Consider the following 21,954-nt stretch of genomic DNA (forward strand, 5'->3'; position numbering starts at 1 on the left):
CCGTTCCTTTTGTGCGGCAGGTTCCAGGAAAAAATGCTAAATTTGTTAGTATGAAACGTTCCGGATCGGCAGATCTGCCTTTACACTACGGCTATGTGCCCCGCTGGCTTGCCGAAAGAATGGCAAAGCTCGGGCTGGCCGTTACCGAATCCATCCTTCTCGAATACGGGCACGACGCCTTTCTCAGCCGTATGAGCAGCCCTTTCTGGTTCCAGAGTTTGGGAGCGGTGATGGGGATGGACTGGCATTCATCCGGCATCACCACCTCGGTGATGGGCGCGCTCAAACGGGCCGTCAATCCACGGGCGAAGGAACTGGGCCTTTACATTTGCGGCGGCAAAGGCCGTTTTTCCCGCGAAGCGCCCGCGGAACTGTTTGAAGTGGCGGAGCGCACCGGGCTGGACGGTGATTATCTCGCGCGCTGCAGCAAGCTCAGCGCCAAGGTAGACAATACCGCCGTGCAGGACGGGTTCCAGTTGTACACGCATAATTTTATCGTCAGCCAGCGGGGGGACTGGACGGTGATCCAGCAGGGGATGAGCCCTGGCAGCCAGATGGCGCGGCGTTATCACTGGCATTCCGGGCAGGTGCGGTCTTTCGTGGAAGAGCCGCATGCAGCGGTTTGCGGGCAGAACGTTGGCCCCATTCTCAACCTTACCGCCCGCGAAGCGGCTTCCGCGCGTACGGGCATCGTACAGCTGGCGCAGGAAAAACCGGAGCTGATGATGCGTGAGATCCAGCAATTGATAATGCCGTCGCATCACGACGTGCGTGCGGAAGACGTAGACCTGAAAAGGCTCGGCACCGTGCTCTGGATGGCGCATGAGCAGTCCGTCCGGAATTTCGAGGAGCTGCTGTTACTGCAGGGCGCCGGGCCGCGCACGATCCAGTCGCTGGCGCTGGTGAGCGAGGTGATACACGGCACACCCGCCCGCTTTCATGATCCCGCGCGTTTTGCGTTCGCGCACGGCGGGAAGGACGGGCACCCTTTTCCCGTTCCTGTTAAAGTATACGACGAAACCATCGCCACGCTGCAAACGGCCGTGCACAAGGCGAAACTGGGGCATTCCGAAAAACAGGAGGCGATCAAAGCCTTGCACAGCCTGGCGGTAATTGCTGAAAAGGATTTTGTGCCGAATGACCGGTTCGATGAACTGGTACAAAAAGAACGTGATGAATCCTGGCGATATGGCGGCAGAACGGTTTTCGGCAAAGCGCAGCCGCCGAAAGGGAAAAAAGCCACGCAGCTGGTGCTTTTTTGAGGTATAACTGTTCCGGTTACACGATTTTTTTGTTTCCCACCTCTAAGTTAGCGGAAATCTTGCGCGCATAACCCTACCCGCGAGATATACGCCAGCCCATGTGAACCAATGTTGAGGACCAAAACAAGGCGAAATGATAGCTTAATTGAAAAATAGGCTGATCGGTTCGATGCCGGGAATACGACGGTTCCTTGATAACTTTACTAAAAGGAAATTTCCTGCGGTTAAACATATAACGAAATGGGTTACACGACGTTTTAAACACCGGTAAAAATGAAAATACCCGAAAACCGGTAGAACCTTCTACCTGCTCCCTGGTAGCGGCTTTTACAGTTTAACCGGTAAATATGACAACTCAGCGGGAATGATGGTTCCGGCATTGAATTATGTTATAATTTGCGGGCCGAATCAAAACAGATCATTCATGAAAAAAAGAACCCTTTATCCGGTTACGTTGTTTTTCCTTTTGCTGTGCTCAACAGCCTATTCTCAAAAACTTTCCCTTAACGACAATGTGATCAACGTCGGCATCGGCTTTGGCTCCACATACTCTTTTAATTCCGTTTACGGTGGTTTCCCTGCGCTGAGCGTTTCCTACGAACGCATCTGGCCCAAAGAGATCGGGCCCGGCCTGCTGGGCGTTGGCGCTATCGTGGGTTACCGCAGCATGTCTTACAAATACAATATCGGCGACAATCGTTACAAAGATAAATTCAACACCCTGCTGATCGCCGCGCGCGGCACCTACTATTGGGAAAAGCTGGTAACTGAAAAGTACAACGTATATGGCGCCGCACTGATCGGCGTGCGTACCGAGAGTTATAAAGCAGACGGCGCTCCCGGCGTACTGATAGACGATAACAGCGTGCATCCTTTTGTAGGCGTAGTGGCCGGCGGCCGTTATTATTTTACGCCTAACATCAGCGTATTCGCCGAATTAGGATATGATATCAGCTGGACGAAAGCCGGTATCAGCGCAAGGTTCTAACCTCATCTGTCGTAATCATAAAAAAAGAGCGATGAATTTTTTCACCGCTCTTTTTATTTTTTAAAGTTTGATTGTTTACCCGTTTTTCCGGAAGGCCGCATCCAGCGAATATTTGCCGCTCCCCAACACAAATACCACCAGCGAAAGCAACAGGAACGCAAACGGCAGTTCCTTCACCTGGAAAGGGTCTTTGCCATGCGCCACAAAAAAAGCCACGAACATCGTAATAAAGATCGGGATCACGCTCAGCCGCGTGAAGAAACCCAGCAGCACAAAAATGCCGCAGAAGAACTCCGCGAAGATCACGAGTATTACCGTGGGTTTAATGCCGATGCCGATTATATCCTGGAACATGGTGAGCATTACTTCGTAATTGGAAAGTTTCTGCCAGCCATGGTAAATAAACAGGCCGCCGAAAATCAGTCTTAACAGGAGCGCAGCCAGGTCAGTGCTAAGCGGTCGGGTTTGCAGGAGGGTGTTTTTCATATAGAAATGGTTTGTAGGTTAAGTACGCATCAAAAATAAGGGGAATATTTAGATTTCAGCGGGGTCAATTGCGACTTTGTTGCGGGGTGATTTGCATAAACAACGTTTTCATAGATCAGGGTGCGGGAATGAATTTTTCCATCGTCATCCAGTATTTGTCTTTGTAGATGCGGTAGTTCACGCTGCGTTTCAGCAGGTATTTTTCGATCCGGGCGGCGGTTTGCCGCGAGATCTCACGGAATTCGCGGCAGGCGATATAAATAAAACACGAGCCGCCTTCCGTGTTGCGGCCGAGGTACAAGTGCCCGGGCGTACCGGCAAGACCGGCGAGCAGTTCGTCTTCGAATTTGCCCAGCCGTTCGTGCATTTCCGCCGAAGGCATGCCGCTTTCGTCCCACTCAAATTCGTGTTCCACCACCATCATCCAGGGATGGGAAGGTTTGGCATCCCACTCCAGCAATTCAGAATTAATGCAGGCGATCAGCGGCATATTGTAGCTGTTGCGCCCTTCCACAACGGAATACAGGTCGTTGTCGCTGTTGCTGCGCGTGGCTTTGTATTTTTCCACGAATTCTTTTTCGCGCCAGCGCAGGAAATCTTCCAGTTTTTCCAGCGGGATCAATTCTTTTTCACTATCAGCGGGGCCGAAATCGATATTGTCTATCAGTGTGGCTGTATCCAGCTCGCCGAGCGCATTTTCGAGGAATATCACAATGCCGTTGCCGATCTCTTTATGATTTTCTTCGGTGTAACCGGGATGAACGAAGGTAATGTCTATCTGATCGGGATATTCGCTGCTTTCATTGCTGTAGAAACTGATATTGTCGCGGCTGAACTCGTAGCCGCCCATACCGATCTTGATGTCGAAACCAAGGCCGGGCTTAAGGGCGGTGAATTTCCAGCCGGGCAGGGCGGGAGCGTCTGCCACCAGGTCTTCCACGAACACAAAAGATTTGATGTCGCCTTCGGCGGAGATCACCATTTCCACGGTCTGTTCGTCGTATTTTCCGGCAAGACAATAGAACTGAACGTTCAGCTGGTGCAGCTGCGGGATCACTTTATCCATAAACCGGCTGTCGATGTCGGTACCTTTGAACAGCACTTTGTAAAATTCTTTTTCCCGGCTGGCGAACCAGGCCCAGAAAGCCGCGTGAGTATTGGTTTTCGCGTGTTCCTTTTTGCCGAATAACCTGCTGATGAAACGCATAGGGAGGGGTTTATGGAACAATAATACAATAAATTGCATCCCTGCCAATGCAGGGCGGATTTTTTTTGCGTTTTGTAGCGGTCTTCCGAATTTTTACTACTTTTAGTTCAGTACAATCACCAAAATCGTTTTAACAGTCTTATCCCGTCTATTTGTTCATGCGGAATATTCCACATAGTGAAAAGGAGTTGCTGCGCCTGCTTGCGGACGGAAACGAACATGCCTTCCAGGTTATTTTCGAACGGCATTGGGATGCCGTTTTTTCAACTGCTTTATTGCTTGCGAAATCGGCTTCCGTGGCGGAAGACGTTGCACAGGACGTATTCACCATGCTTTGGGAGAAACGCGTGTCGCTGGCGGGCGTGGAGAAACTGGAGAATTTCCTTTTCATTGCAGCGCGGAACATGATCTATTCCCGCTTCCGCAAACTGGCTTCGCAGGACGCTTACCGGCAATATGTGCTGTCGTGCTTCCGGGAAGACGGCGCGGAGAGGGTAGACGAAACCGCCGAATTGCGCGAGCTGGACCGTACCATCCAGCAGGCGATAAGGCTGTTGCCACCCCAACAGCAGCGTGCTTTCCGGCTCAGCCGTTACGAAGGCATGCAGCATGAGGAAATCGCCGTTACCATGGGCGTTTCCCGCGTCACGATCAAAAGTTACATCGTACAGGCCATTGCAAGTCTCCGAAAAGCGCTGGCCAATCATCCTTCCGGCGCCCACTGGATCGTTTGGGCTTTTTTCTGGGTGTTGTCCAGGTAAACCTTCGCTCATTTTTCAGTTCCGGTTAATTATGTAAAGCTTTTTGCGATCACATTCGCATATGGTAGTATTTTGCTTTTTGTCGCGGAGCGTACCGGGCATTGACGGGCAAATAACCGTGAACCGCTGTAGTTTTTCTCCATTTTTCCGCTACAGTCAAGGCGTTTGGTGAATCACGGATTTTTTTTCGAAACCGGCACCTCCCTGCGGCCCTGTTGCGCGTCTTTAGAATGTCCGGGGCCTCCCAGGCCCCGGCTTTAATTTATCACGTTATGGATCAGAAAACCTTCGATGCATTGCTGGACAGGTTCCTCAGCGAGGATGTAAGCCGGAAAGAGGCCGAGCGGGTGCTGCATTCCCTTGAGGACGACAACATGCGCCGCCAATGGCTGGCCGCTATCGAGGGTTTGCTGGAAAACAAACAACTGCACGGTCTTTCAGACCCCGCCCGCCGAGACGCCATACGCATGGCCATTCTTGGTAAAAAATCATCCGCTCCCGTCAAAAAGGTCCGCCTGCTTCGCAGGTATATTCCATACGCCGCCGCCGCGGTTATTATCGCTGCAATTGCACTCGTGTTGTACAAGCCCGGCCGGCCGGGAAAGGAATTGCTCGCGCAGCAGCCGCAAGACGCCAGCCAGGTGCTGCCCGGCGGCAACAAGGCCATGCTGATCCTTTCGGACGGCCGGCGTATTACGCTGGATACGGCAGACAACGGCACCATCGCCAGCCAGGGCAACGTGCAGGTGATCAAGCTGGACAGCGGGCAGCTGGCCTACAATCCTTCCGATGCCGTCGGAAAAGGCAAAGCCATCGGCTACAGCACGCTGGTAACGCCCAAAGGCGGCCAGTTCCGCATCACGCTGCCGGACGGCAGCAAGGTGTGGCTCAACGCTGCGTCTACCTTGCGTTTCCCGAACGCCTTCGCCGGCGGCGAAAGGGAAGTGCAGCTTACCGGCGAAGCCTATTTCGAGGTCGCCAAAAATCCCGCGATGCCGTTTAAAGTGAAAGTGAACGATATGGCCGTGCAGGTATTGGGCACGCATTTCAACGTAATGGCTTACCCGGACGAGCCAGGCATCCGCACTACGCTGCTGGAGGGTGCCGTAAAGGTGCAGCACGGCGAAAGTGCGGTGCAGTTGGAGCCGGGCCAGCAGGCGAACCTGAGCCTTTCCGGGAAAATGACCACCAAAAACGATGTGGACGTGGAAGAAGTGGTGGCGTGGAAAAACGGGTATTTCCATTTCAACCGCGAATCGCTGCAGGGCGTAATGCGGCAGATCGGAAGGTGGTACGACGCGGAGATCGCTTATGAAGGCGAGATCGCGCCAAGACAGTTCGGCGGAAAGATCGAAAGGAGCAGCAGCGTGACCGAAGTGATGAAAATTCTCGAATTAAGCAGGGTGCATTACAGGATCGAAGGAAAAAAAATCATCGTAATGCCGTAATTCAATATTCGTTATGAAAAAAAGCAGAACAGTTATGAAAAAAATGTAGCCAATCCAATTGCCCTTCAATAAAAAACCGGCCCGATGGCAGTCGGGACCGGCAGAGATGTAAGGGCGGACCATGATGAAACTAATCCACGGTATTCCGCGACCCCGGCTAGTTACGCCGGGCGGGATTCTTTTACCCTAACAAACCAAAATTATGCAATTTATTTCTGATTGTACGCGGTATTTTAAATGGCGGCTGATCGCCAAAACACTGCTAGTTATGAAGTTTTCCGTGATTATTTTATTATGCGCGTGTTTGCAGGTAAGCGCCCGGGGATATGCACAGAGCATAAGCCTTTCGGAAAAAAACACATCACTCGAAAAAGTGTTCAGGAACATCGAAAAACAAACCGGTTATGTTTTCTTTTTCGATCATTCGCTTATCGACAAAGCGCGCGTGAATGTGAATATCAAGAATTACCCGCTGGACCTTGCGCTGGACCTGTGCCTGAAGGAGCTTCCGCTCACGTATTCCATCGTGGGGAAGAACATCGTGATCAAACAAAAGGAAACCAGCATCGTTCAACAGATCATTTTCAACGAAAAACAGCAGGACACCTCGATTGTCGCTACCGGGAAAGTAGTGGACGACAAAGGAGTTCCATTGCCCGGGGCTTCCGTGGCGGTGAAAAATACGTCGATCGGCACGGCTACCGATGCGCAGGGCAACTTTAAATTCAAAGTACCGCGCGGATCGGTGCTGGTGGTAAGTTATATCGGTTACAAAAGCCAGGAAACAACCGCTGCCGAAAATCCTGTGACAGTTACGATGCAGCTGTCTGTGAGCAGTACAGACGAGATCGTGGTGATCGGTTACGGCACCGCGCGTAAAAGCGATCTTACCGGCGCATTGTCGCAGATAAAATCGAAAGATATCACCTCTTACCCGGCCACCAACATCATGCAGGCGCTGAACGGCCGCGCACCGGGCGTGCGCGTGATGCAGAACAACGGTGCGCCGGGCGGTTCCGTCAGCGTGCGTATCCGCGGCGTAAACTCCATTCTCGGCGGTAACGAGCCGTTGTATGTGATAGACGGGTTTCCTTTCAACGGCAACCCCACTTTCCTGCAGAATTCAGACATCGCTTCGATCGAAATATTAAAAGATGCGTCTTCCACCGCCATCTACGGCTCCCGCGGCGCCAACGGCGTGGTGATGATCACGACGAAAGGCGGCAGGAAAAAAGAACAGACCACCGTGGACGTGGATTTTGGTTACACCACGCAGATGGTGACGAAAAAAATGCCGCTCATGAACGCCGGTCAATACGCCGAGCTGTACAACGAACAGGCGAAGAACGACGGCCTGGCCCCGTATTTCACACAGGGGCAGGTAGACAGCCTGTATGCAAGCCCTGGTACAGACTGGCAGGACCTCGTGCTGCGTAATGCGCCGATGTACACGGCCAGCGCTACGGTGAACGGCGGTACGGAAAAAACGAAATTCTCCATTTCCGGTTCGCTGTTTTCGCAGGATGGTATCGTGCGCAACAGCGATTACAAGCGATACAACATCCGCGCGAACGTAGAACATGATATCAGCAAAGTTTTCAGCGTAAACTACAACGCGATACTCACCCGGCTAAACAGTTCGCGGAAAACGGGCGAGCCGGGCAACCGTGGCAACGACCTGATCTCGGCCATGCTCATGTCTCCCCCGAGCCTCACGCCTTATCTGGCCGATGGTTCGTACCGCAGGCTGAACACGGCGTATCCTTTCATTTCGAATGTGATCATCAACCCGCTGGTGCCGTTGAATGAAACGTCTGACGATATCCAGGGCGACCGGGTGCTGGCGAATGCGGCGCTGGTGATCAAACCCTGGAAAGACCTTACCATCAAGATCTCCGGCGGTATCGAGAATCTTAACGACCGGGTAGACCAATACAGCAACATCGAGCCTTCCACCAACTCCGTAGGCAACGCCACGGTGTACGCCGATAAATCCACCAGCCTGCTGAACGAAAACGTGATCACTTACAACAAACAGTTCGGCAAACACACGCTCAACGTAATGGGCGCGTTCACGTACCAGGATTTTGAATACAACCAGCTCCGCGGTTCCGGCTCCGGCTTTTTGAGCGACATTACCGGCACGGGCAGCCTTGGCAGCGCGGCCACGCCCGGCATCCCGACTACGAGCTACAGCAAATGGGTGCTGCTGTCGTACCTCGGCCGTCTTAATTACAACTACGCAGACAAATACCTGGTTACGTTCAGCTTCCGTACGGACGGTTCCAGCCGGTATTCCGAGAGTAACAAATGGGGCAACTTCCCCTCGGCGGCGGTTGCATGGCGCGTGTCCAGCGAAGATTTCCTGAAGCGGAGCCGCGTCATCTCCGATCTGAAACTGAGAGCCAGCTATGGCGGTGCGGGGAGCACGGCCGTAAATCCTTACCAGACGCTGAACCAGCTTTCCTCTTCCAATACGATCTTCGGAGACGCGCTCTACACGGCCTTTGCGCCGGGCACTACGCTTCCGGGCGACCTGCGCTGGGAAACCACCCGCCAGTTCGACGCAGGCATGGACATCGCCTTCCTCAATAACGGCCTCCGGTTTACCGCCGATTTTTACCGGAAAAAAACGACCAACCTGCTGAACAACGTACAGCTGCCGGCTTCCATGGGTTACCGCACCACCGTGCAGAACGTGGGCGAGATTCAAAATACCGGCATCGAGCTGAGCCTTGAATCGGACATCTTAAAACGCGAAGTGAACTGGACATTGGCCGGCAACATCGCTTTCAACCGGAACAAAGTGCTGAAGCTGTACAACGGCCAGGATATTTTCGGCCGCGCATTCTATACCGGCTCGCTCAACGATTACGTGAACCTGCTCCGGGAAGGCCAGCCGCTGGGCATCTTCTACGGTTACAAAGAAACCGGGTATACAGACAACGGGAATATCCAGTATGAAGACATCAGCAAAGACGGCAACATCAGCGCGGCAGACAAAACCTACATCGGCGATCCCAATCCTGACTTCATCTACGGCCTTAACTCCATCACCACCTGGAAAGGTTTTGAGCTCACCGTGTTTATCCAGGGCAGCCAGGGCAACGACATCTTCAACCTCAACAAAGCCGCCAGCCTCGATCTTGGCATGGGGCTGAACCTTCCGCGCGAAGTATTCGAAGACCACTGGACGCCGGAAAAAACAAACACCAAATACCCGAAGATCACGCGCAACCTGAATGGCAACATGAGCAGCCGCTTCGTGGAAGACGGCAGTTACCTGCGTTTCAAAAATATCCAGCTGGCTTACAACCTGCCGGTGCGCAATTTCGGCTGGAAATGGGTGAAAAGCGCGCAGGTTTACGCCAGCGGGCAGAACCTGATCACCTTCACCAAATATTCCTGGTACGACCCGGAAGTGAACGCATACGGCGGTTCCAATTCCATCAACCAGGGTATCGACTATTCCACCTATCCGACCAACAAATCGGTTACGTTCGGCCTCCGTTGCGGGTTCTAATCCATTTTAATTACACTAATCATTGCATATGAAACAGTCATTGCTCATCATATTTTCCGTTCTGCTGCTGGCTTCCTGCACCAAAATGCTGGAAGAAAAACCGAAGTCTATTGCGGCGGAACTTTTCTACAACACCCCGGCCGAAGTAGAAGCCGGTCTTAACGCGATATACGTGCCCATACGCAACAGCGGCACCATGGGCGCACTATACGAGTGCCAGATGGAGATCTACACCGAATACCTGTACGGCCGCGGCAGCCATGCCCCGCTAAACGATTACACCGGGCTGGACAATACGAACATCACCCGTGTGGGCGACATGTGGGCCGCGTTTTACCAGGCCATCCGCAACGGGAACATCGTGATACAAAAAACGCCGGACGGAAAAAACCTCTCGGAAGGCCAAAAACAGGCTTATATCGCGGAAGCGCGTTTCATGCGCGCGCTGTGGTATTTTTATCTCGTCCGCAACTGGGCCGGCGTGCCCATCCGCACGGAATTCAACATGGATTCCATCAACCTGAAAAGAAATACGCAGGATGAGGTGTATGCTTACATCCTGCAAGACCTGCAGTTTGCCGAACAAAACCTTCCCGACGTGGCGCGTTTGGGCGGAACGCCTAACAAACTGGCTGCAAAAACGGTTTTGACGGACGTGCTGATGAACCTGCACCGTTACGACGATGCGAGGGACAAAGCGGCCGAAGTGATCGCCTCCAACAAATTCTCGCTCGTGAACGTGACCGTCGCCGATGATTTCGACAAACTTTTCGGGCCGGACATTGTTTCTTCCACCGAAGAGATATTTTACATCAAATATTCCAGGACGCCTTCCGGGCAAGGGTTTGCATATCCCCAATACGCGCATTACCCCGGTACCGGTTATTATCCTCCCGGCGGCTTTTATACCTTTTACAGCGATTCCGAGCAAAACAGTTTTATTAAAAATTGGGATAAAAACGATCTGCGTTATACTTTTAACTGGTATCCGCAAACGTTTGGCCTGGGGCCTACCACGATCCTGAACCGCAAATTCAGCGACAGGACCACGACCACCAGCGGCGGAAACGATTACCCGATGTATCGTTACGCCGATGTGCTGCTGTTTTACGCGGAATGCGTAGCCCAGGCAGACGGCGCGCCCGATGCCGACGCAATGGAGAAACTCAATATGGTGCATCGCAGGGCTTACGGAAAAAATCCGCTTGCCGCCGACGCCACGGTGGACTTTAAACTGGCGGACTACAGCGGCAAGCAGGCCTTCATCGACCTGGTGGTGAAAGAAAGGGGCTATGAAAACTGCTGCGAGGCCAAACGCTGGCCCGACCTGAAACGCCTTGGCATTGCCAAACAGGTGATACAGGCTGTGAAAGGCAAAACCGTGCTGGATAAACATATGCTGTGGCCGGTCCCGACTATCGAATATAACTATAACAAAGCCATAGACCCGGTTAAAGACCAAAATCCCGGTTACTAAAACATTTCAAGGATGATGAAACTACGAATGCTTTTGATTGTATGCCTGGCGGTAATTTCCGCAGGAGTTTCCGCGCAGTCGGTGCGCGAGGTGGACATCTGCGTCTACGGCGGTTCTTCAGCCGGCGTGATCGCAGCTTACACCGCGAAAAAACTCAATAAAACGGTGTTGCTGATCGAGCCGGGCAAACGCCTGGGCGGCCTTACTTCCGGTGGCCTGGGGTATACCGATATCGGGAACAAATACGCCATCACCGGCATTTCCCGCGATTTTTACCGCCGTATCGGCACGCATTACGGCAAGTTTGAACAGTGGATATTCGAACCGGGCGTTGCAGAGCGCACTTTCCAGCAATACATCCGCGAAGCGGGCGTGGAAGTGCTGTACATGCACCGGCTGGCCGGCGCGCAGAAATCCAACGGCCGCATCACCGAGATCCAATTGGAGGCTTCGGCCGGCGGCACCGCCAAAACGTCGGTGGTACGCGCGAAAATGTTTATTGATTGCAGCTACGAGGGAGACCTGATGGCGAAAGCCGGCGTTTCGTATACCGTTGGCCGCGAAGCCAATGCGCAATACAACGAAACCTACAATGGCGTGCAGATGCGCAACAAACACCAGTTCCCCGACGGCATAGACCCGTATAAAATACCTGGCAAGCCCGAAAGCGGCCTGGTATGGGGCATCAGCAGCGAAAAACTCGCACCGCAGGGAGCGGGCGACAAAAAAGTGCAGGCCTACAATTTCAGGATATGCCTCAGCAACCAGCCGGACAACATGATCCCCATCACGCAGCCGGAAGGGTACGATCCCGCGCGTTACGAATTATTGATACGCGTGGTGGAGAAGTTGAAACCCGGTAATCTCAACGGTTTCCTCAAGTTCGACCTCATGCCCAACCACAAAACGGACATCAACAACAACGGAGCGTTCTCCACGGACATGATCGGCATGAACTACAATTATCCCGAAGCCGATTACGCAACCCGCGAAAAGATCACGAAAGAACACGAACTGTACAATAAAGGCCTGCTGTATTTCATCGGTCACGACCCGCGCATGCCGAAACACCTGCGCGACGCAATGCTGAAATGGGGCTATCCGAAAGATGAATACCCCGAATCCGGCAACTGGAGCCCGCAGATGTACGTGCGTGAAGCGCGCCGCATGGTGGGCAGTTACGTGATGACGCAGGCCAACTGCGAAGGCCGTGAAGTGGTGAAAGACGGCGTGGGCATGGCGGCGTATACCATGGATTCGCATAACTGCCAGCGCATTGTGGAGAATGGTATGGTGAAAAACGAAGGCGACGTGCAGATCGGCGGTTTCGGACCTTACCCGATCAGCTACCGTTCGCTGATCCCGAAACAGGAAGACTGCGAGAACCTGCTGGTGCCGGTTTGTCTTTCCGCTTCGCATATTGCTTACGGCTCCATCCGCATGGAACCGGTGTTTATGGTGCTGGCGCAATCTTCCGCCACCGCGGCGGCAGCGGCCATCGACCATAAAACTTCCGTGCAGAAAGTAGATGTCGCCAAATTGCAGCAGCAACTGGCGGCCCGCCCGCTGGCGACCGACCGCACCGCCGAGATCCTCGTAGATAACGACGATGTAGCGAACACCACGACAAACGGAACCTGGAAAACCGAAAAAAGAGGCGCATACGGCCCCAGTTTGTTCGTTGCCGAAAAAGGGCAATCCGCTACGATCCGTTTTACGCCTGACGTATTGAAAACCGGTACTTACAAGGTGTACACCTATGTGCCGAAAGTGGCGAATATTTCATCCACCACGCACATCAGCGTGTTCGACGGTAAAAAGGAATCGAAAGTGCCGTACACCGCGGCGTCCGTTCGCGTGCAGGGACAAACTTCCGGCGAATGGGTGGAACTGGGCAGCTACGCATTTTCAAAAGGTAAAAAGGCATACGTGGAAATCACCAGCGATGGGGCAGATGGCGCTACTGTGGCGGATGCCGTGTTGTTCATTCCCGTGGAAAAATAGTTTTGGTTTAAGTGGTTTTTACCAGCCGGGCGAACGTTTCGCCCGGCTTTTTTTTCGGGTGTAAACCCGTAATTACGGCTTTACACCTTCCAGCCAGGCCTTAAAATCGTTGACCCGTTCCCGGCTGATGATCACATCTTCGCCCGCGGCCGGCTCCAGCTGCAGGATGAGGCGGCTGTTGTAATACGCCATGATCTTTTTGATCGCGTCGATATGAATGATGAACTGGCGGTTGATGCGGAAAAACGTGTGTTTGTCCAGCAGCTTCTCGACCTGGTCCAGCGAATAATCCAGCGGCATGCGCTGCTGCGCGAAGGTGGTGGCCCAGGTAACGCCTTTGGAAAATTGCAGCCAGGCGATGTCTTTCGCTTTTACGTAAATCAGTTGATTGTTGATGCGGCCGATGAAACGGGTATGGTCGCGGCGGAGAAATTCTTCCGCCAGGCGGTTGATATCTACCTGGTAATTGGGCGCGGGACGGAACTGTTCGAATTTTTGCAATGCGTTGCACAATTCTTTCTGCTCGATCGGTTTCATGAGATAATCGATGCTGTTGAGCTTAAACGCCTGCAGGGCGAAACCGTCGTACGCCGTGGTGAAGATCACCGGCGTGTGCACTTTGGTGTGGGCGAACATTTCGAAGCAGTTCCCGTCAGACAACTGGATGTCCATGAACATCAGGTCCACGGGATGTTGTTCCGCCAGCCATTGCACGCCCTGCGCAACGGATTCGATGATGGCAAGCACTTCCACGTCCGGGTTGCACTGGCGGATCAGCTGGATCAGCCGCTCGGCGTTATGCATTTCGTCTTCAAATATTACCACTTTCATGATTGCAGGATAACCGGAATTTTAACAATGAACAGATCGTAAGAAGGATATACGCGGATGCCTTTCCCGATGGCGAGCTCGTATCTTTTATGGATATTCTCCAATCCAATGCCGGAGGGCGTTTCAGGATTGCTTCTCGCCCGTACTTTGTTGGATATCACCAGTTCGTCGCCTTCGCTTTTGATGGTGATCAGCAGCGGGTCGTTCGACGAAAAACGGTTGTGTTTGATGGCGTTTTCCACCAGCAGCTGCAAGGTGGCGGGCGGTATCATCCCTTTCACCCGGATATTTTCGCCGATCTCCACCGAACAGCGGATGCTGCTCTGGTGGCGGATGCGGATGAGGAAAAGGTATGAATCCAGGAAGTCGAGCTCGGTTTGCACCGGCACGAGGTTCTCGAATTTTTTATCGAGGATGTAGCGGTAGGTTTTGGCGAGCTGCGTGATGTAATCCGCCGCTACATCAGGGCTTTTATACACCAGGTTGGTAAGCACGCTGAGCGAATTGAAGAAAAAATGCGGGTCTATCTGGTTGCGTAGCGCGTCGTATTTCGCCTGGATATTTTCGCGCATCAGCCTTTCCGTTTGCAGCTGGTATTCTTTCCAGCCTTTGTAATAATAAATGATGCCGTTGAAGGTGAGGATGAGCAAATAGAAAAGGAATGTGCCGAAATTCAGGTCGTAGCTGAAGCTGCTGGCGCTTTCCCAGGCTTCGTAGCGGTGGAAAAGTAAAATGTCGAATGCCGCGTATACCAGACCGAACCCGATGGAAGCGACCGCGCCGTAAGCCAGCAGGCTGAGCGCGAGGATAACGAGCTTTTTCGGCCCCGTGTGCCGCTCCACCCAGCCGGAAAGCCGGATGGCGCCTTCCCATACGATCAGCCCGTACACAACGTACACGACGCTGAAAAGCTGGCCCCGCATGCCCCACACGCGCATGTCTTCAACAAACGTATGGTCGAACAGCTTGAAGATCGTGCTAAGGATATAGAGGATCACTATCCTCGAAAGATAACGGAAAAGCTTGCTGGTAAAGAGTTTGTCGTGCTGCTGAAAATCCATGTCGGTAGTTCGCTTCATTAAAAATATGCATTTTCCCTGAACCAGCGGAACGCTTCGTGCACGGCGGTTTCTATGGGCGTGTATTGCAATTGCAGGTCGCGTTCCGATTTGCGGCCGGTGTAATAGTTCTGCAAGCACAACAGGTAAGCGGAAGTATAGTTCAGCTTCGGCGACCGGCCGGTAAGCCGGGCCAGCGCGGAACCGGCTATCCCGGCGATCTTCAGGAACAGCGGCGGTATCGGGATCAGCAGCGTTTTGCGGTGCTGGGCGCGGTCTACCATCCTGAAAAATTCCCGGTAGCTCAGGTTTTGCCCCGCCAGCAGGTAACAGTCGCCGGTTTTGCCTTTCCCGATCGCGTTCACGATGCCACGGCACACATCCTGTATATGTACGAAATTTTTTCCGCCAGGCGGGTAAAACAACACGCTTTTGCCCACGCCGTACAGCAGCAGTTTGCCCGAACTGGGTTTCACATCGTTCGGCCCGATCATGAAGGTGGGGTTCACGACCACGGCGGGCAGCGCGGCGCGCTCCACGTGCTCCAGCACGTATTGCTGCGCGAGGTATTTGCTGTTGATATATCCTGAATTGGCGTTAAACAACGAAAAGCCGTTCAGTTCGCTGCCGGGGTTGCTTTTGCTGCCGGGACCGATGGTGTTGGCGGTGCTGACATAAATGAGTTTTTTCACTTTATGCTGCAAACACGCCGCCACGATGTGGCGGGTGCCGGTGAAATTTATCTTTTCATATTCTTCGAATGAAACGCCCCACTGGTCTGTAATGCAGGCGGCATGTACCACCACGTCGCAGCTTTCCACGGCCTGCATTACCTGTGTGGCATCGTTGAGATGGCCGGAGAAGATCTCGCAGGGAATGTCTGCAATGGCTTTCAGATCGGCGGTTGGGCGTACCAGTATTTTTATTTCATAGCCGAGGCGGTACATTTCCCGGGTAAGATTGGAGCCGAGGAAGCCGTTGGCGCCTGTGATCAACACTTTGGTCATATCGAATAACTGATTTCTTTTTTTACCTCCCGCGACACGAGTTTCATTTTAAACCCGGTGGGCAGCAGCTGCATGAGAAAATGGCTGATCCTGTTCATGATGCCGGGAATGATCACCGGGGAGCCCGCCAGCGTCATCCGGATGGCCTTTTGCGCGATCTCCGGCGTGGGCAGCAGGCCCATTTTGCCTTTCAGGCCCTGGCTGATGATCCTGCGCGCAGTGCCGGAATTGGTCAGTATCGGTCCGGGATACACCACGCTTACGGAAATGCCGGTGCCTTCGAGTTCTTCCTTCAACCCCAGCGAAAATACCGAAATAAAGGCTTTGGAAGCCGGGTATACCGTTTTGTACGCGATGGGCGTAAAAGCGGCCATGCTGGAGATGTTCATGATATAACTTTTGTCGTGCCGCAGCAGGTGCGGGATCAGCTGGCGCGTGAGAAGGGCCGTGCTGCGCACGTTGAGCAGGATGATCCTGTCGATCTTTTCCAGCGGCGTTTCCGTGATCGCTTCGGTGCCGCCGATGCCCGCGTTGTTGATCAGGAAATCGACAGGGTAGCAGCGGATGATCTCATTGACGCGCTTTTCAAGTTCCGCGGCATCCGTAAGATCGAATTCGAACACCTGCACGTCTACTGCATATTCATCCATCAATTGACCGGCAAGGGACGCTGTGTTGCCGCCCGGCAGCGCAATGAGGATGATGTGCATCCCCATGCGGGCGCACTGTATGGCGAATTCCCGGCCGAGGCCCGAGCTGGCGCCGGTGATGAGCGTGTATTTCATTGTTCTGCGAGTGTTTTGAAGCGTGTCATGGTTTTAATGAGATTGTTGTGCACGATCGGGTCGGAAACCCAGCGCGGGATCTTGCGGCTGCGGTCGGTGGTGATGAAATAGGTCACTTTTACGTTCCCCGAATGCATATTTTCCAGCACCCATTTGCCTTTGGTGCCGGTAAGCCGCATAATGCCGTCTTTTTCCGGGAAGGCGCTGTGGCGCGTGCTTTGAAAGGTTACTTCGCTCTCGCTGCTTTGGAATGAGAGGCAGCAGTCCTGGTTATCGAAAGGCCAGGGAATGTCGTATTGAATATAACTGATCCAGCGGTTTCCTTCCGGCAGCGGCAGCACGCGGTATTCTTTGGCGTTCACGTTCCAGTCGCGGCCTTTCACCGGGTCTTTCAGCAGGCTGATCAGGCTGTTTCGGCTGGCCCTGACGAGGAACACGGCTTTGATCTCCCTCACTTTTTCGTCGTTGCCGGCGGCGATCCAGCGTTCGTACAGGAATACGTTATTGGATTGTTTCACGAATTTAAAATCCTCCGCCGGTAATTTCCCGGCAAACAGTGGCTGGATAAAGACCGCGCTCATGATGACAATAATTATGATGCTTTTCATGCTTTGGCATTTGAAGCAAAATTGCGCGGAAGAGCGCCCCCGGCCATGGAATTTTCGTTGAACTGTAGCGTGGAGGGGTTGAGTTGTTGGTTTTGGAGGGAATTATTACGCGCGCGTCCAAACGGTGGCGATCCACACGATCTTCCCGAAATATTTGTCGCTGCGGTAGATCTGGATCTTGGCGTCTTTTTCCTGGTTGTACCAAATGCCCGTTACGGCGTCGGCATTCTGGGCGAAAGAAAAGGCGGGTACCATCAGTAAAAGCAAGCCGTCAGGATCAAGTTTTTCATGGGGACCGGGTTTGATGAACCCTTCAAATATCGGGGAAAATCTGATATAAAAGACCCGTTTACCGCCGTCAATGCGTAATTATCTCTACAATTTCGCCGGGTTTTGACAGTTGTTGCGAATGGCATGGTTCTTTCGCCGTTTCTTAAAAAATACTACCATGGCAAAAGAAAAAGATTTCACCGATAACCAGCAGGATAAAGACCGCATGAAAGGCACCCCGGCCAGTATGGACCTCCCGCAGATGCACGACATTCCCGGGCAGGAAAATATCAAACCCGCCCCGATGGGCGAATTGGCGGATACCACCGCTTCGTCTGACGACGAAGAAGGCAAAGGCGTGCTGGACGACGAGGAACCGCTCGTTGAGGGCGAGGATAACGTAACGGAAGCGGAACGTAATGCGTTGGAAGACGCGGCTACCCGCGACCCTGCTTACGAGGAAGAAGAACGGATGCACCAGGCTGAAGTGGACATGACGGACGATGACGGCGACCCGCTCAATGAAGGCGAGGAGCTGGACGTGCCCGGCAGCGAAGACGACGACGAACAGGAAGAGATCGGCGGCGAAGACGAAGAGAATAACGAGTACAGTATTGATAAAAACGACTAAACTTATTTTTTATGGCAAAGAAAAACATGTTCAATGAGCACGCCGAAGGCCCTGTAGCGGAGGCTATCGAGGAACAGACCGCGAAACTTCCTTCCGACGTTTTCCTGTGGGCTTCAGTGGGCGCCATGACGGCGGCTTTGGCCCTGCAATGCATGGGGCGGAAACATACCAGTCTGTTCATCGGCCAGTGGGCTGCGCCATTCCTGCTTTTCGGTATTTACAACAAACTGGTGAAACAGGAAGGGCACGATTAACCGAACCCGGCAGCAAGTGAAGACCTACATTACTTTATTTTCCTGAAAGTAATATTGATGCGCGCGCCGATCGGCCTGGCTGTTTTCGGCAGCGCATGCTGCCAGTAATGCTGCGTTTCGCCGCCCATGATCAGTAAGCTGCCGTGCGTTAACAACACGGCGCGTTTTACGGAGCGGTTCATGTAGTGCCTGAACTGGAAAACCCGCTCAGCCCCGAAACTTACCGAACCGATCACGGGATTGATGCCCAGCGAGCTTTCATTGTCGCGGTGCCAGCCCATGCTGTCCTGCCCATTGCGGTAAAAATTCAGCAAGGCGCTGTTGAAATCCTGACCGGCCGCGGCTTCCACTTTTGATTTGATGGCAAGTAATTCCTCCGTCCAGCGAAGGGGCTGCATGGTAATACCGGAATAGCTGTACGTTTTGCCTTCGTCTCCATACCAGGCCGTGAGCCTTGGCTGCATCACGGTTTTACCGAACAGGATCACGGGTTCCTGTTTCCAGTTTATATTTTCCTTCAACAATTGAAAATAGCCGTCGCTTTCTTCCGGGGTGAACAGTGCCGGGAATAACACCGCCATGCCGTCTGCCGGTAACAGGTTGTTCATATACACAAAGATACGGGCAGCGCCGGTTTGCGCCATCCGTATCTTGCGATGTATGGAACGACCGGCACAAAACCGCGGTTATTTGTTAATTTCGCCCAAAATTTCAAGACAATGAATTTCTACACCAGGAAGTGGGTAAAACCGGAAGACCTGAATGCGCACGGAACCTTGTTCGGCGGCAGCCTGCTGCGCTGGATCGATGAAGAGGCGGCGATCTATGCGATTATCCAGCTGGGAACAAACGGATGCGTAACGAAGTTTATGTCTGAGATCAATTTTATCAATTCAGCCCGCCAGGGCGATATCGTGGAGCTCGGCATCAAAGCCACCCACTTCGGGCGCACATCTATTACGCTGACCTGCGAAGTGCGCAACAAGATCACGCAGCGATCCATTCTTACCATCGACAAGATCGTTTTTGTATCGGTAGACGAAAACGGCGTGCCTAAACCGCACGGCAAAACGGAGATCACTTATACAGACGAACGATTGCGCGAAAAATAGGAGTATTCCGGCTCCAGCTTCTGTTTCCGCTCCTGGAACCACGCTTCTATGTCTTTCAGGTCGTGTCCCAACGTGTACATGGCCGCTTTCACTTTCTGGAACGATACGTTGAATTTTATGGCCAGGCGCATCAGTTCCCGCGCCGGCACGTGGTTATAGCTGATCTTACGGTTGTTTTCCATCGGGCTTCGGTTTAATAGACGGATATAACCACAATTTTGTGCCAGAAACCGCATATAGCCGCCCATCGCGGTTTCCATACGGCTTTGGGTCTTTTTTGTGGAAAGGATGCGGCAAATTGGGGATGAATGAATATGAGAAATTTCGAAATAATTGTATTTTGATCAGTATTAAATTTCCAGTTATGAAACTTACCATGCTATTTTTGCTACTCGGTATGCAAACGTTTGCACAGACGGACACGCTTCCTGTAGGTGCTTCCGTGCCGGGTCACCCACGTATTTTAATGTTGAAAGGCGAAGAAAATCAATTGCGGAAAATGATCGCCTCCGACCCGGTATGGCAGAAAATGCACCAGTCCATCGTTGCGGAAGCAGACAAAATGATCGGTCTTCCCAATCTTGAGCGTAAACTGGAAGGCCGCCGCCTGCTGGGCGTTTCACGCGAATGTATCCGCCGCCTGTTTTATCTTTCCTATGCGTACCGCATTACCGGCGATGGGAAATATTCCCAACGCGCGAAGTCCGAGATGCTTGCTGTAGCCGCATTCCAGGATTGGAACCCTTCCCATTTCCTGGATGTCGCTGAAATGACGCTCGGTATGGCTATCGGGTATGACTGGCTGTACGATCATCTTTCGCAAAACGACCGCAAAACCATCTCCGGCGCCATTCTCGAAAAAGGCGTCAACACCTCGCTGCAAAGCAAGAACAATAACTGGCTGCGGGTGACCAACAACTGGAACCAGGTGTGCAACACCGGCATGGCGTACGGCGCGCTCGCGATCTATGAGCAGCAGCCCGAGCTTGCCCGCGGGATCATCAACCGCGGGATCAAATCCATCCAGCTGCCCATGGCCGATTACCAGCCGGAGGGCGCTTATCCCGAAGGATATGGCTACTGGGGCTACGGCACCAGTTTTAACGTACTGTTCATCAGCGCGCTTGAAAAAATATTCCAAAAAGATTTTGGTCTTACCGAAAAACCGGGCTTCCTGCAAACCGCCGGTTACCTCGAAAATATGACCGGCCCCACCGGTGCGCCGTTCAATTATTCCGACGCTGGCAATGGCGGCGGGCTGAACGCGGCCATGTTCTGGTTCGCCGGCAAACAAAAAGATCCGTCGCTGTTGTGGGTGGAAAAAAGCTGGATGGAAAGCGGGAAAAGTCATACGCGCGACCGCTTGCTGCCCGCCATCATGCTGTGGAACAATAATATCCGGTTGTCTTCCATTAAACCGCCGCAGGCATTGTTGTGGACGGGCGGCGGGAAAAATCCCGTGGCGCTCATGCGCACGTCCTGGACGGACAAAAACGCGATATTCGCAGGCATGAAAGGCGGCTCGCCTTCGGTGAACCATGCGCATATGGACGTAGGCTCTTTCGTAATGGAAAGCGGCGGCGTACGCTGGGCCATGGACTTCGGCATGCAGGACTACAACTCCCTCGAATCGAAAGGCATATCGATCTGGGGCCTCGCGCAAAACTCGCAGCGCTGGCAGGTATACCGCTACAATAACTATGCGCACAATACGCTTACCGTTAACGGGAATTTCCAAAACGTAAAAGGCGATGCGCGCATCACCGCCTTCAACCGCGATGAAAATTTCTTGCAGGCCACCACGGATATCAGTAAGCTGTATGCCGGCGACCTGGAAAAAGCCGTGCGCGGCATCGCCATCGTGAACAAACAATATGTAGTGGTGCGCGACGAGATCGAAGCGCCGCAAAAAGAAACCGTTGTGCGCTGGACTTTGCTAACGCCCGCCGACGTGAAGATCACCGGCGGCAACACGGCCGAGCTTTCCAAAAACGGGAAAACGCTCACGCTGAAAGTGGACGCGCCGCTGCCCGTGCAGATGAAAACCTGGAGCACCGAATCCAAAAACGACTACGACGCTTCAAACAAAGGCACCATTCTCACCGGTTTTGAAATGACGGTGCCCGCCGGTTTCAAAGGCGCAATGAACGTGTACCTGTTGCCGGAGAAAAACACCAAAACCGCACCGGTTAAGGCGCTCAGCGAATGGCCGGCTTCAAAATAAATTGGTAAAACATTCAAA

At 53.0% G+C, this 21,954-nt stretch carries 21 protein-coding genes; 11 read left to right on the forward strand and 10 right to left on the reverse strand.

Going from position 1 to position 21,954, the window contains the following annotated elements; genetic code table 11:
* Positions 1-50 precede the first annotated feature (50 nt).
* Both J7I43_RS17370 and J7I43_RS17375 read left to right on the forward strand, forming a co-directional pair.
* A complete protein-coding gene (locus J7I43_RS17370; RefSeq protein ID WP_209147122.1) occupies positions 51-1,262 on the forward strand; it encodes a DUF763 domain-containing protein in 1,212 nt (403 codons plus the stop codon).
* Between the two features lie 424 nt (positions 1,263-1,686).
* Complete coding sequence (locus tag J7I43_RS17375) at positions 1,687-2,250, forward strand: hypothetical protein (protein ID WP_209147123.1); 564 nt, start codon at positions 1,687-1,689, stop codon at positions 2,248-2,250.
* Positions 2,251-2,325: 75 nt separating this feature from the next.
* Here the strand turns inward: J7I43_RS17375 and J7I43_RS17380 are convergent, their stop codons facing one another.
* Together J7I43_RS17380 and J7I43_RS17385 are read right to left on the reverse strand one after the other, a co-directional pair.
* On the reverse strand, positions 2,326-2,736 hold the full coding sequence (locus tag J7I43_RS17380; protein ID WP_209147124.1) for a DoxX family protein: 411 nt from the start codon (positions 2,734-2,736) through the stop codon (positions 2,326-2,328).
* Between the two features lie 115 nt (positions 2,737-2,851).
* Positions 2,852-3,943: a DUF695 domain-containing protein gene (locus J7I43_RS17385; protein ID WP_209147125.1), complete on the reverse strand. Its 1,092-nt coding sequence runs from the start codon at positions 3,941-3,943 to the stop codon at positions 2,852-2,854.
* A gap of 158 nt (positions 3,944-4,101) precedes the next feature.
* On the opposite strand from J7I43_RS17385, the gene J7I43_RS17390 reads away from it, so the two are divergent.
* The 5 genes from J7I43_RS17390 to J7I43_RS17410 all read left to right on the forward strand — a co-directional run bounded on the left by J7I43_RS17390 (position 4,102) and on the right by J7I43_RS17410 (position 13,156).
* A complete protein-coding gene (locus J7I43_RS17390) occupies positions 4,102-4,704 on the forward strand; it encodes an RNA polymerase sigma factor (RefSeq protein ID WP_209147126.1) in 603 nt (200 codons plus the stop codon).
* Between the two features lie 272 nt (positions 4,705-4,976).
* Complete coding sequence (locus tag J7I43_RS17395) at positions 4,977-6,152, forward strand: FecR family protein (RefSeq protein ID WP_209147127.1); 1,176 nt, start codon at positions 4,977-4,979, stop codon at positions 6,150-6,152.
* A 268-nt stretch (positions 6,153-6,420) separates the two neighbouring features.
* Positions 6,421-9,675, forward strand: a complete 3,255-nt coding sequence (locus J7I43_RS17400; protein WP_209147128.1) for a TonB-dependent receptor — start codon at positions 6,421-6,423, stop codon at positions 9,673-9,675.
* 28 nt (positions 9,676-9,703) lie between these two features.
* On the forward strand, positions 9,704-11,152 hold the full coding sequence (locus J7I43_RS17405; RefSeq protein ID WP_209147129.1) for a RagB/SusD family nutrient uptake outer membrane protein: 1,449 nt from the start codon (positions 9,704-9,706) through the stop codon (positions 11,150-11,152).
* A 12-nt stretch (positions 11,153-11,164) separates the two neighbouring features.
* Positions 11,165-13,156, forward strand: a complete 1,992-nt coding sequence (locus J7I43_RS17410) for an FAD-dependent oxidoreductase (protein WP_236023410.1) — start codon at positions 11,165-11,167, stop codon at positions 13,154-13,156.
* Between the two features lie 72 nt (positions 13,157-13,228).
* Here the strand turns inward: J7I43_RS17410 and J7I43_RS17415 are convergent, their stop codons facing one another.
* The 6 genes from J7I43_RS17415 to J7I43_RS17440 all read right to left on the reverse strand — a co-directional run bounded on the left by J7I43_RS17415 (position 13,229) and on the right by J7I43_RS17440 (position 17,712).
* On the reverse strand, positions 13,229-13,987 hold the full coding sequence (locus J7I43_RS17415) for a LytR/AlgR family response regulator transcription factor (protein WP_209147130.1): 759 nt from the start codon (positions 13,985-13,987) through the stop codon (positions 13,229-13,231).
* Complete coding sequence (locus J7I43_RS17420; RefSeq protein ID WP_209147131.1) at positions 13,984-15,066, reverse strand: sensor histidine kinase; 1,083 nt, start codon at positions 15,064-15,066, stop codon at positions 13,984-13,986. Before J7I43_RS17420 ends, J7I43_RS17415 begins: the two co-directional genes overlap by 4 nt.
* Entirely contained in the window at positions 15,066-16,052 is a 987-nt protein-coding gene (locus J7I43_RS17425; RefSeq protein WP_209147132.1) for an NAD-dependent epimerase/dehydratase family protein, read from the reverse strand. The genes J7I43_RS17420 and J7I43_RS17425 overlap by 1 nt, the downstream gene beginning before the upstream one ends.
* On the reverse strand, positions 16,049-16,837 hold the full coding sequence (locus tag J7I43_RS17430) for an SDR family NAD(P)-dependent oxidoreductase (RefSeq protein ID WP_209147133.1): 789 nt from the start codon (positions 16,835-16,837) through the stop codon (positions 16,049-16,051). The genes J7I43_RS17425 and J7I43_RS17430 overlap by 4 nt, the downstream gene beginning before the upstream one ends.
* On the reverse strand, positions 16,834-17,445 hold the full coding sequence (locus J7I43_RS17435; protein ID WP_209147134.1) for an SRPBCC family protein: 612 nt from the start codon (positions 17,443-17,445) through the stop codon (positions 16,834-16,836). The genes J7I43_RS17430 and J7I43_RS17435 overlap by 4 nt, the downstream gene beginning before the upstream one ends.
* A gap of 105 nt (positions 17,446-17,550) precedes the next feature.
* Complete coding sequence (locus J7I43_RS17440) at positions 17,551-17,712, reverse strand: DUF2147 domain-containing protein (RefSeq protein WP_209147135.1); 162 nt, start codon at positions 17,710-17,712, stop codon at positions 17,551-17,553.
* A 181-nt stretch (positions 17,713-17,893) separates the two neighbouring features.
* On the opposite strand from J7I43_RS17440, the gene J7I43_RS17445 reads away from it, so the two are divergent.
* Together J7I43_RS17445 and J7I43_RS17450 are read left to right on the forward strand one after the other, a co-directional pair.
* Positions 17,894-18,346 (forward strand): hypothetical protein, encoded by a 453-nt coding sequence (locus tag J7I43_RS17445; RefSeq protein WP_209147136.1) that lies wholly within the window; start codon positions 17,894-17,896, stop codon positions 18,344-18,346.
* 11 nt (positions 18,347-18,357) lie between these two features.
* The gene (locus J7I43_RS17450; protein ID WP_209147137.1) at positions 18,358-18,600 is read left to right on the forward strand and encodes a hypothetical protein; all 243 of its coding nucleotides are present in this window, start codon (positions 18,358-18,360) and stop codon (positions 18,598-18,600) included.
* A gap of 29 nt (positions 18,601-18,629) precedes the next feature.
* On the opposite strand, the gene J7I43_RS17455 is transcribed toward J7I43_RS17450, so the two are convergent.
* Entirely contained in the window at positions 18,630-19,208 is a 579-nt protein-coding gene (locus J7I43_RS17455; protein ID WP_209147138.1) for an alpha-ketoglutarate-dependent dioxygenase AlkB family protein, read from the reverse strand.
* 111 nt (positions 19,209-19,319) lie between these two features.
* Here J7I43_RS17455 and J7I43_RS17460 point away from each other — a divergent pair, with 111 nt between their 5' ends.
* Positions 19,320-19,712, forward strand: a complete 393-nt coding sequence (locus tag J7I43_RS17460) for an acyl-CoA thioesterase (RefSeq protein WP_209147139.1) — start codon at positions 19,320-19,322, stop codon at positions 19,710-19,712.
* Here J7I43_RS17460 and J7I43_RS17465 read toward each other — a convergent pair.
* Entirely contained in the window at positions 19,682-19,894 is a 213-nt protein-coding gene (locus J7I43_RS17465) for a hypothetical protein (RefSeq protein ID WP_209147140.1), read from the reverse strand. The two genes, J7I43_RS17460 and J7I43_RS17465, sit on opposite strands and share 31 nt — an antisense overlap.
* Before the next feature lie 182 nt (positions 19,895-20,076).
* Here J7I43_RS17465 and J7I43_RS17470 point away from each other — a divergent pair, with 182 nt between their 5' ends.
* Complete coding sequence (locus tag J7I43_RS17470; protein WP_209147141.1) at positions 20,077-21,936, forward strand: heparinase II/III domain-containing protein; 1,860 nt, start codon at positions 20,077-20,079, stop codon at positions 21,934-21,936.
* The last annotated feature ends 18 nt before the right edge of the window (positions 21,937-21,954 follow it).

Source organism: Chitinophaga chungangae (genome assembly GCF_017742215.1).
GTDB classification, from domain to species: domain Bacteria; phylum Bacteroidota; class Bacteroidia; order Chitinophagales; family Chitinophagaceae; genus Chitinophaga; species Chitinophaga chungangae.